Annotated in this window: 11 protein-coding genes; 5 read left to right on the forward strand and 6 right to left on the reverse strand. The window is 74.6% G+C overall.

Annotation, left to right across the window (positions count from 1 at the left end; all coding sequences use genetic code 11):
* Together AB8Z36_RS21655 and AB8Z36_RS21660 are read right to left on the reverse strand one after the other, a co-directional pair.
* Nucleotides 1-336, reverse strand: a 336-nt coding sequence (locus AB8Z36_RS21655; RefSeq protein WP_369215014.1) for a TetR/AcrR family transcriptional regulator, incomplete at its 3' end; no start/stop codon positions are given.
* Nucleotides 329-754 carry a DUF4260 family protein gene (locus AB8Z36_RS21660; protein ID WP_369215015.1) on the reverse strand — a complete coding sequence of 142 codons (426 nt, stop codon included), beginning with the start codon at nucleotides 752-754 and terminating at the stop codon, nucleotides 329-331. The genes AB8Z36_RS21660 and AB8Z36_RS21655, both read right to left, overlap by 8 nt.
* Before the next feature lie 229 nt (nucleotides 755-983).
* Here AB8Z36_RS21660 and AB8Z36_RS21665 point away from each other — a divergent pair, with 229 nt between their 5' ends.
* Both AB8Z36_RS21665 and AB8Z36_RS21670 read left to right on the forward strand, forming a co-directional pair.
* A complete protein-coding gene (locus AB8Z36_RS21665; RefSeq protein ID WP_369215016.1) occupies nucleotides 984-1,874 on the forward strand; it encodes a MerR family transcriptional regulator in 891 nt (296 codons plus the stop codon).
* Nucleotides 1,871-2,755 carry a hypothetical protein gene (locus AB8Z36_RS21670; RefSeq protein WP_369215017.1) on the forward strand — a complete coding sequence of 295 codons (885 nt, stop codon included), beginning with the start codon at nucleotides 1,871-1,873 and terminating at the stop codon, nucleotides 2,753-2,755. The genes AB8Z36_RS21665 and AB8Z36_RS21670 overlap by 4 nt, the downstream gene beginning before the upstream one ends.
* Here the strand turns inward: AB8Z36_RS21670 and AB8Z36_RS21675 are convergent.
* Nucleotides 2,700-4,142 (reverse strand): RNB domain-containing ribonuclease, encoded by a 1,443-nt coding sequence (locus tag AB8Z36_RS21675; RefSeq protein WP_369215018.1) that lies wholly within the window; start codon nucleotides 4,140-4,142, stop codon nucleotides 2,700-2,702. The two genes, AB8Z36_RS21670 and AB8Z36_RS21675, sit on opposite strands and share 56 nt — an antisense overlap.
* Nucleotides 4,143-4,269: 127 nt before the next feature.
* On the opposite strand from AB8Z36_RS21675, the gene yaaA reads away from it, so the two are divergent.
* Nucleotides 4,270-5,070: a peroxide stress protein YaaA gene (gene yaaA / locus AB8Z36_RS21680; RefSeq protein WP_369215019.1), complete on the forward strand. Its 801-nt coding sequence runs from the start codon at nucleotides 4,270-4,272 to the stop codon at nucleotides 5,068-5,070.
* Nucleotides 5,071-5,150: 80 nt separating this feature from the next.
* Nucleotides 5,151-5,789 (forward strand): bifunctional 4-hydroxy-2-oxoglutarate aldolase/2-dehydro-3-deoxy-phosphogluconate aldolase, encoded by a 639-nt coding sequence (gene eda / locus AB8Z36_RS21685; protein WP_369215020.1) that lies wholly within the window; start codon nucleotides 5,151-5,153, stop codon nucleotides 5,787-5,789.
* Nucleotides 5,790-5,805: 16 nt separating this feature from the next.
* Here the strand turns inward: eda and AB8Z36_RS21690 are convergent, their stop codons facing one another.
* Genes AB8Z36_RS21690 through AB8Z36_RS21700 form a run of 3 tightly spaced genes read right to left on the reverse strand, consistent with a single transcriptional unit; the run spans nucleotide 5,806 to nucleotide 8,795 of the window.
* On the reverse strand, nucleotides 5,806-7,188 hold the full coding sequence (locus AB8Z36_RS21690; RefSeq protein WP_369215021.1) for a bifunctional RNase H/acid phosphatase: 1,383 nt from the start codon (nucleotides 7,186-7,188) through the stop codon (nucleotides 5,806-5,808).
* A gap of 12 nt (nucleotides 7,189-7,200) precedes the next feature.
* Nucleotides 7,201-7,944 carry a zinc ribbon domain-containing protein gene (locus AB8Z36_RS21695; RefSeq protein ID WP_369215024.1) on the reverse strand — a complete coding sequence of 248 codons (744 nt, stop codon included), beginning with the start codon at nucleotides 7,942-7,944 and terminating at the stop codon, nucleotides 7,201-7,203.
* Nucleotides 7,941-8,795 (reverse strand): Nif3-like dinuclear metal center hexameric protein, encoded by an 855-nt coding sequence (locus AB8Z36_RS21700; RefSeq protein WP_369215022.1) that lies wholly within the window; start codon nucleotides 8,793-8,795, stop codon nucleotides 7,941-7,943. Before AB8Z36_RS21700 ends, AB8Z36_RS21695 begins: the two co-directional genes overlap by 4 nt.
* A 247-nt stretch (nucleotides 8,796-9,042) precedes the next feature.
* On the opposite strand from AB8Z36_RS21700, the gene AB8Z36_RS21705 reads away from it, so the two are divergent.
* Nucleotides 9,043-9,944: hypothetical protein (locus AB8Z36_RS21705; protein WP_369215023.1), on the forward strand; the 902-nt coding region annotated here is incomplete at its 3' end.

A 9,944-nucleotide genomic window follows, 5' to 3' on the forward strand; every position in this document is an offset into this window, starting at 1 on the left:
GTAGAGGTGGGGGTGGCGCAGGGCGTAGGCGCGGTAGGCGTCGGTGAGGGCGTCCAGGGAGCCCGGGGACCGCGCCTCGGCCGCCTCGGAGACCGTCGCGAACTCGTCGAGCATCTGCGCGATCAGCTCGACCTCCACCGCCGCTTTGTCGGGGAAGTGCTTGTAGAGCGAGGGCGCCTTGATGCCGAGCCGGTCGGCGAGTGAGCGCATCGTCAGCTTCTCGGCCCCGGACTCCTCCAGGAGTTCCCTGGCCGCGCCGACGATCTCCCTGGCCCGGGGCGTGAGGTGCTCCCCCCACGTGGGCGGCGCACCGGCCGCCCGCCGCTGGTCAGCCACGTTGAAACCCTTCCTTCGTACGCAGTCCATAGCCGAAGGCGCGATCGTACGAGATGTGCGCCAGCCAGCCGCAGAGGGCCGCGAGGAGCGGCGCCCACTTCCCCGGGACCGCCGCGTACAGGCCGAGGAGGGCGAGCGGGACCAGGGCCCGGTGGGCCGCGTTGTAGTACGGGACGGCCCGGGGAGGGAGCTGGCCATGGGCCATGTGCGGCGCGTCGCGGAGGCCGAGGAGGAAGGTCAGGTCGGGGGCGACGAAGAAGGCGAGGGCGAACAGGCCCGCGAGCCAGCCGTGATGGACGCCCTCCAGGACGCCGAGCACCGACCAGAAGAGCGCGAGCACGAGCCATGCGGTACGGCGGATGACGGTGAGCACCTGTTTCGGGTGGCGGCGGTCCACCGCCGGTACGGAAGCGCTCATGGACTCCTCCTCGTCAAAGGGGCATCGGGACGACTCCCCAGGGGCGCGAGAACTGATTCCCCAGGGGCGCGGGGAACTGCGCGACCAGCCACGCACGACCCGCACCCAGGGGGCTAACCTCGTTAGCCAAAACGGTACGGCTAACGCCGTTAGCCGTCAAGGAACATGCACAGGGCCCAGGGGCCAGCCTCCTTGACCTTGACGCAACGGCAACGTTTCTACTGGCCTCATGCGGATCGGAGAGCTCGCCGGGATCGTCGGCGTCACCACGCGCACCATCAGGCACTACCACCACCTCGGCCTGCTGCCCGAGCCCGAGCGGCTGCCCAACGGCTACCGCGAGTACGGGCTGCGGCACGCCGTCGTGCTTGCCCGTGTCCGGCGGCTGACCGAACTGGGCCTCGGGCTGCCCGAGGTGCGGGACGTGCTCGCGGACGACGCGGGCCGCGCCCTCGCCGAGGTCCTCGCCGAACTGGACGCCGACCTCGCCCGGCAGGAGGCCGCGCTGAAGGAGCGCAGGGCACGGCTGCGGACCCTCCTCGACGACGCCGAGCGGGGGCGGCTGCCCGTCGAAGGGCCCGTCTCGCCCGAGCTGGCCCGCTTCTTCGGCGAGCTGAGCCGTACGGCGGCGGGCAGCGGCAGGCCCGCGTCCGCGATGGCCGAGAGGGACCGCGAGATGCTGACTCTCATCGACACCACGGCCTCGCCCGAGGACCGGGAGCGCTTCTACGCCGCGATGGGGCCCGCGCTGGCGCGGGACGCGGTCGAGCGGGCGCACGAGGTGTACGCGCGGCTCGACGCGCTCGCCGAGGTCACCGACCTCACCGACCCGGAGGTGGCGCGGGCGGTGGACGAGGCGGCGCGGAAGCTGGCCGACGCGCTGCCCGACTCGCTGCTCGACGAGCTGGGGGCCGAGGGCGCGGAGGCGCTGGCCGACGGCCGCGCCCCCGGCGCCTCCCGCGGGGCGTCCGCCTTCCTCGACGCCCTCTTCGCCGACTTCCCGCCCGCCCAGGCGGAAGCGGTCCGCCGCGCCATGCGGCTGCTCGCCCAGCGAACCCCGCAGACCCGGCAGACCCGGCAGACCCGGCAGACCGCACAGGACCGAGAAGGCCCGGCATGACGGTCCCGCACCAGACACCCCTGCACCGGACGCTGCGCGCCATCGCGTACCTGGTCCTGCCCGCCGAAGCCCTGTTCGCCGGGTGCGCGGTGGCGGGCGTCGCGCTGCCCGCGCCCGCGCGGCTCAGCGGCGGGGCGGGGCTCGTCGTACTCCTGGTCATCGAGGCCGTGGGACTCGCCGTGCTGTACCGGCGGGGCGGGGCCGCCGCCCTGCGGGAGGTCGTTCCCGAGCCCGTGCGGCGGCTGCTCGGGCATGAGCTGCGGATCGTGGCGAGCCTCTTGCTGTGGCCCGCGCGGCGCCGGGTCGGGGTGCGGGACGGCGTGGACCTGGCGTTCGGGCACGCCAAGGGGAACGCGGCGATGCTGTTCGGCCTCGCCTTCGTCTGCGTCATCGAGACGTTCGGGATGTCGGTGCTGCTCCGCGGCCTGCCGACCGTGCACGCGGTGGTGCTGTTCGTCGACGTCTACACCGTGCTGCTGTTCATCGGCATCCACGCGGCGTCGGTGACCCGCCCGCACGTGCTCTCGCCCGAGGAGCTGCGGGTGCGCCATGGCGCCCACCACGACCTGCGGATACCGCTGGCGCGGATCGCCTCGGCCCGCGCCGACCGGCGCTACACCCACGAGCCCGCCGAGGGCGTCCTGAACATCCCCGTCGCCTCTCAGACCTCGCTCACCCTGGAGCTGACGGAGCCCGTGGACGCCGTCGGCCTCCTCGGCAAGCGGCGCGAGGTGACGACGGTCCGGCTGCACGCGAACGAACCGGCGAAGCTGCTCGCGGCCCTCAGGAGGCGGCTCGACGGGGCTCATGAGCCCCTCGCCGCCCTCACGCCGGTTCGAACAGCACCTTCGCGCCACCCGGGTCCGCCTCGGTCAGCCTGACCCTGAGCCGCTCCCCCAGCGGCAGCCTCGCCCGGCCGCCCTCGACGCGGGCCACGACGGCGGGGTCGGACAACTGGACGGTGCCCACCGCCGGTTCGCGGTCCTTCACATCGACCACCACCGCGTCGAACAGCTCGCCGACCCGGTCCTTGAGCAGCGCGGCCTCGACGATGTCCACGCAACCGCGCTCCACGGCGTTGCCGCGCCGGGTGCCCTCCGCCATCTCCTGGGGCAGCTCGTCGAGGGCGGCGAGCACCCACTGCGGGACGCCCGCGCCCGCGCAGGCCGCGAGGCAGAGCTCCAGGGCGTAGCGGTCGACGAGGCGGCGCAGCGGGGCGGTGCAGTGGGTGTACGGGGCGGCGACCGCGGCGTGCACGGTCAGGTCGGGCAGGGCGCCGCCGCTGAACGCCGTGTAGCCCGCGCCCCGCAACAGCGTCGTGCACTCCTGGAGGAAGGCCGCCTGGTGCGGCTGCCGGGGGTCGAGCGAGCGCACGAGCCGCGCGTAGGGGACGTGGTGCGGCCAGTCGATGTGCAGCGCCTCGGCGGTGCGGCGCAGCCGGGCGACCGCGCCGTCCGGGGCGGTGGGCAGCGTACGCAGGACGCCCGTACCCGCGGCCAGCATCAGCTCGGCGGCGGCCATGCCGGTGAGAAGCGAGATCTGGGCGTTCCAGCCGTCGGCGGGCAGCGGCGCGCGGAAGGCGAGTTCGTACCGGCCCGCGCGCTCGACGACCTCCTGCTCGGGCACGTTGAGCGAGATGCCGCCGCGCGCCACCTCCAGCGCCTCGCGGAGCCGCCCGATGTCCCGCAGGAGCGCGACGGGTTCCTCGGCGGTGCCGTCGTCGATGGCCCGCTGCACGCTCGCGTAGTCCAGTTTCGCCCGGCTGCGGACGAGGGCGCGGCGCACGTCGGTGCGTTCGGTGCGTCCTTCCGCGTCGAGGTCGACGGTCCACAGGACGGCGGGGCGGGTCCGGCCCGGCAGCAGGCTGGCGGCGTCCTCGCTCAGGACCGTGGGGTGCAGCGGGACCCGCTCGTCGGGGAAGTAGAGGGTGGTGACGCGGCGGTGCGCCTCGGCGTCGAGCGGCCCGTCCGGAGTGACGTAGGCGGCCACGTCGGCGATCGCGTACGTCACCCGGTGGCCGCCGCCCGCGCGCCGGGCGAGGTGCATGGCCTGGTCCAGGTCGACGGAGGCCGGCGGGTCGACGGTGAACAGGGGGATGTCCGTGGCGTCGTGCTCCGGCAGCCGGGGCGCCTTCGCGGCGCGCTCCGCCTCCGCGAGGACGTCGGCGGGGAAGTCCGGTGGCACGTCGAGGTCCGTGCGCAGCGCACGCAGCGCGGCCCGCAACGGAGCCTCCGCTGCGCCGGTGACGTGGAGGTTCCGGCGAGGCATGGACCGAGCGTATGGCGGGCGGCACGGCTCGGCACCCCGTGCGCCGGGTCGCTGGTCCCGGGCCGCGCACCCCGTACCCTTTCGCGGGGGCCGCACCCCTTCCCCGTACCGCTTAAGGAGTCCGATCGTGCTCGTCCTGCTGCCGCCGTCCGAAGGCAAGGCTCCGTCGGGGCGGGGCGCCCCGCTCAAGCCCGGGTCGTTGTCGCTGCCGGGGCTCGCCGGGGCGCGTGCGGCGGTCCTCGACGAGCTGGTCGAGCTGTGCTCCGCCGACGAGGAGAAGGCGCGGGCCGTCCTCGGGCTGAGCGAGGGCCTGCGGGGCGAGGTCGCGAAGAACGCCGCACTGCGCACGGCGGGCGCCCGCCCGGCCGGGGAGATCTACACGGGGGTCCTGTACGACGCGCTTGACCTGGCCTCGCTCGACGCCGCCGCCAAGCGGCGCGCGGCTCGTTCGCTGCTGGTGTTCTCCGGGCTCTGGGGTGCCGTCGGGGTGAACGACAGGATTCCGTCCTACCGCTGCTCGATGGGCGTGAAGCTGCCGGGCCTCGGGGCGCTCGGCGCGTACTGGCGGGAGCCGATGGCCGCCGTCATGCCGGAGGCGGCGGGCGACGGGCTCGTGCTCGACCTGCGGTCATCGGCGTACGCGGCGGCGTGGAAGCCGAAGGGCGAGGTGGCCGGGCGGACGGCGACCGTCCGGGTGCTGCACGCGCAGACGGTCGACGGGGTCGAGAAGCGGTCCGTGGTCTCGCACTTCAACAAGGCGACGAAGGGCCGCATCGTGCGCTCCCTGCTGACCACCGGGGCGCGGCCGGAGGGCCCCGCCGAACTGGTTCAGGCGCTGCGGGACCTGGGCCATGTGGTGGAGGCGGAGCCTCCGGCGAAGGCGGGGAAGCCGTGGGCGCTCGACGTGGTGGTCCGGGAGATCCACTAGGGGCAGATCACGGGAGCCCTGTGTTGCAGCCTGCGCAACGACCTTTGCGCAGGCTGCGCCGGTCGGGGCAGGATGCCCCCATGACCTCCTCCGCGCCCGCGCCCGTGCCCTCCGTGCTCGACCTCGCCCCCGTCATTCCCGTCGTCGTCGTGGCGGAACTCGGCGACGCCGTGCCGCTGGCGCGGGCCCTGGTGGCCGGTGGTCTTCCCGCGATCGAGGTGACGCTGCGGACGCCGGTGGCGCTCGACGCGATCCGGGCCATCGCCGCCGAGGTGCCGGACGCGGTGGTCGGCGCGGGGACCGTGATCTCCGCGCGGCACGTCGCCGACTCCGTGGCGGCGGGCGCCCGCTTCCTCGTCAGCCCCGGCTGGACGGACGCGCTGCTCACCGCGGCGCAAGGGTCGGGCGTGCCGTTTCTGCCGGGGGTCTCGACGGCCTCCGAGGTCGTGGCGCTGCTCGAACGCGGCGTCACCGAGATGAAGTTCTTCCCCGCCGAGGCCGCCGGTGGCACCGCGTACCTGAAGTCGCTCGGCGCGCCCCTGCCGCAGGCCCGCTTCTGCCCGACCGGCGGGATCACCGCGGGGACGGCGCCGACGTACCTCGCGCTGAAGAACGTCGGCTGCGTCGGCGGCAGCTGGATGCTCCCCGCCGACGCCGTGGCCGCCAAGGACTGGGCCCGCGTCGAGTCCCTGGCCCGCGAGGCGGCGTCCCTGCGCTAGTGGCGCCCCGGCCGCGCTAGCGCAGGTGTGACGTGTCGTTCAGGAGGCGCAGCGAGGCGTTGCCGTCGGCGTAGTACGCCACCGCCGAGACCGAGGCCGCCGAGAGCTCCATGCGGAACATGGACTCCGGCGGGGCGCCGAGGGCGAGGCGCACGAGGGTCTTGATGGGCGTGACGTGCGTGACGAGCAGGACCGTGCGGCGCGCGTAGGCCTCGGTCAGCCGGTCGCGTGCCGCCGCGACCCGGCGGGCGACCTCGGTGAACGACTCGCCGCCGGGCGGCGCCGTCTCCGGTGAGGCGAGCCAGGCGTCGAGCTGCTCGGGGTACCGGGCGCGCGCCTCGGCGAAGGTGAGCCCCTCGAAGGCCCCGAAGTCCGCCTCGCGCAGGTCCTCTTCGAGCCGGACGTCGAGGCCGAGGCGGGCGGCGACCGTGCGCGCGGTCTCCTGGCAGCGCAGCAGCGGCGAGGAGACGACCGCCTGGATCGTGCCGCGCGCGGCGAACGCGGCGGCGGCCCGCTCGGCCTGCTCGCGCCCCACGTCCGACAGGGACGGATCGGAACCCCCGCTGCCGGAGAACCGCTTCTCGGGCGTGAGCCGGGTCTCCCCGTGCCGCAGCAGGACGAGGGTCGCCGGGGCCCCGAGATCCGGCGCACCCCACCCGACCTGCGGCGCGGACACATTGCGTGCGGCCCGGGAGTCGGCCCGGGAGTCGGTATGCGCCGCCACCGTGTCCTGCGCGACGGAACCGCCCCGCCGACCACCGACAGCCGCACCGGCACCGGCGGCGACAGCGGCACCGGCGGCGACGGGCTCACCCGTACCGAAGGCGCCCGGCGCCGCCCCCGTCAGCGCCGCCCTCGCCCGTGCCGCGCCCGCTGCCGCGTCCCCGGGCGGGCCCGAGGGGGGCGGGGCGGCGGTGGCTCGGGCGGCTCGCGTGTCGAGGTCGGCGGTCGATGCCGCGGCCGACCACTGCTCGCCGCGCCTGCCCGCGTCCATCGCCTCGTTCGCGAGCCGGTCCGCGTGCTTGTTCCGCTCGCGCGGAATCCACTCGTACGTCACCCGGGACGCGGGGAAGACCCGTGCGGCCTCCGCCGCGAGCGGCTTCATGTCGGGGTGCTTGATCTTCCAGCGGCCCGACATCTGCTCGACGACGAGCTTGGAGTCCATGCGGACGTGCACCGTGGCGTCCGGGTCCAGCGCGTGCGCCGCCTTCAGACCGGCCACGAGGCCCTTGTACTCCGCGACGTTGTTCGTCGCGACGCCGATGTACTCGGCGGCCTCCGCCAGGGTCTCCCCCGTGGCCGCGTCGATGACCACGGAGCCGTAGCCCGCGGGCCCCGGGTTGCCCCGGGAGCCGCCGTCGGCCTCGACGATGAACTCACGCACGGACGGCTCAGGCATGGACAGCGGTCCCTACAGGCCGGACTCGGACGTACGGACCAGGATGCGGCGGCAGTTCTCGCACCGCACGACCGTGTCCGGGGACGCCGCCTTCACTTCGTTGACCTCGGTGATGTTGAGCTCCAGGCGGCAGCCCTCGCAGCGCCGCTGGTAGAGCTTGGCCGCGCCCACGCCGCCCTGCTGGTCGCGGAGCTTGTCGTAGAGCTTCAGGAGGTCCGCGGGGACCGAACCGGCGACGACCTCGCGCTCCTTGGTGACCGTGGCGGTCTCGCGGTCGAGCTCCTCGGACGCGGCGTCACGGCGGCCCGTGGCGTCGTCGATCTTCGACTGGACGGAGGAGGTCCGCTCGGTCAGCTCGGTGACGCGCTCCTGCGCGGACTCGCGGCGCTCCATGACCTCAAGGACGACGTCCTCCAGGTCGCCCTGGCGCTTGGCGAGCGAGGTGATCTCGCGCTGGAGGTTCTCCAGGTCCTTGGGGGACGTGACGGCGCCGGAGTCCAGGCGCTGCTGGTCGCGGTTGGCGCGCTGGCGGACCTGGTCGACGTCCTGCTCCGCCTTGGTCTGCTCGCGGGCGCAGTCGCTCTCCTCGGTCGTCGCCGCGACGAGCAGGTCGCGCAGCTGCGTGAGGTCCTTGTTCAGCGACTCGATCTCGGCGTGCTCGGGCAGCGACTTCTTCTTGTGCGCGAGCTGCTGCAAACGGGTGTCCAGGGCCTGGACGTCGAGCAGTCGGATCTGGTCGGCGGGCGCGGCGTTCAGTTGGGGGCTCCAGAGGATTCAGAAGTGGCGGAGGCCGCATGCGCGGTCCAGGGGTCGGTGACCGTCTTGGAGACGTGGACGCGAAGGCCCCATCCCCTGCGGTCGGAGATCTCGTCGAGCTGGGCTGCGGCCAGCTCGCACCAGGGCCACTCGGTGGCCCAGTGGGCGGCGTCGAGCAGCGCGAGCGGGGTGCGCTCGCGGGCCTCGGACGCCGGGTGGTGGCGCAGGTCGGCGGTGAGGAAGGCGTCCACACCGGCGGCCCGCACCTCGTCGAAGAGGCTGTCGCCGGAGCCGCCGCTCACCGCGACGGTCCTGATCAGCGCGTCGGGGTCACCCGCGGCCCGGATGCCCTGCGCGGTGGCGGGCAGCCGCTTCGCCGCACGCTCGGCGAGCTCGGCGAGGGTCAGCGGGTGGTCGAGCTCGCAGATCCGGCCGAGGCCGCGGCGGCCCTCGGGGTCGGCGGCGTCGGGCACGAGGGGGCGGACGATCCGGAGGCCGAGCGCGCCCGCGAGCGCGTCGGAGACGCCGGGGTCGGCCCGGTCGGCGTTGGTGTGCGCGACGTGCAGCGCGACGTCGTTCTTGATCAGGTCGTGCACGACGCGGCCCTTGAAGGTGGCCGCCGACACGGTCGTCGTACCGCGCAGATAGAGCGGGTGGTGGGTGATGAGGAGCTGGGCTCCGAGCCGCACCGCCTCGTCGGCGATCTCCTGGACCGGGTCGACGGCGAACAGGACCCGGGAGACCTCGGCCCCGGGGTCGCCGCAGACCGTGCCGACCGCGTCCCAGCTCTCGGCCAGACCGGCGGGCCACAGGGCGTCGAGGGCGGCGATGACTTCAGACAGACGGGGCACGGGGAAAGGCTACCTTCCCCGCACACCCCGCAGGTCGCGCGTTACGGACCGCTACCGGGCCGCTACTTGACGGCTGCCGCGCCGTTCGCGGACGCCCGGGTCCGACGGCGCCGCCGGGCGCAGCACACCCCCGGCCGACCCCTCAGGCGAACCGTTCATCCGCCACCCTTCCGTGTGAAGCGAACGGTCACCCAGGCCACGTCAGCACGTACGAAAACTAGCTTCGGGGCCGGAGGTGGCGCCGACGATGACTGCGGCAACGATCACGGTGGACGGCGGGTACGCGGCCAGGCTGGCGCGCCGGGGCGAGTCGTGGTTCCCCGAGCGCTGGACCCTCGACTCCCCCGAGCCCTACGCGGTACCGCTCGCCGGCCACCAGCCCGAGGAGCCGGGCACCGAAGTGCTGCCGATGAGCGACGGCCGCGTCCTCATCCACCGGACGGTGGCCGGACGGCACACGTTCGCGCTGCTCTACCCGACGGGCCCGGCGACCGGCGAGATCCCGCTGGGCGCCGTGGAGTGCGCGGGCGACCTCACCCTGCTGCCGCCCGCGCCCGGCGGCGACCGTGCCTACGCCGTCGCCGTCGGCACCCACACCACCGACGTCTGGCTGGTGGCGGGCGGCGCCTTCGGCCCCGAGCACCTGGCGGAGGTGCCGGGCCGCTGCTCGGGCGGGGTCTGGCTGGACCGCACGGGGCGGCTGCTGGCCCTGGACCGGGAGTCGTGCGGCCGCGTCAAGACGGTGGCGGTGGACCTGGCACGGGACGGCGAGGTCTCGCCGCTGCTCCAGATCGCCGAGGAGAGCGACGACCGGCTGCTGCTCGCCGACGCGGACAGCGGACTGCTGCTCATCCGCTCCAACGCCCCGGGCCACGACCGCCTCGGCTGGGGCGTGCTCGGCTCGGCGCTGCCCGTCCGCTTCCCGGAGTCGCTGCGGCTCGCCGACTGCGCCGTGACGCCGTTCGCGATCCAGCCGGGGCAGACGCTGCTGCCCGAGAGCTGTGCGGTGGCGCTGCGGATCGACGGGGCGGCGGGCACCTGGCTCGGTCTGTGGCGTCCGGCGGAGCGCGGCATGCGGCAGCTCGCGGCGCCCGAGGGATGGCTGGCCGGTTCGGGCCGCTTCACGAACGACGGCGTGCTGCTCCTGCC

Source organism: Streptomyces flavofungini, assembly GCF_041028215.1.
Lineage (GTDB): Bacteria > Actinomycetota > Actinomycetes > Streptomycetales > Streptomycetaceae > Streptomyces > Streptomyces flavofungini_B.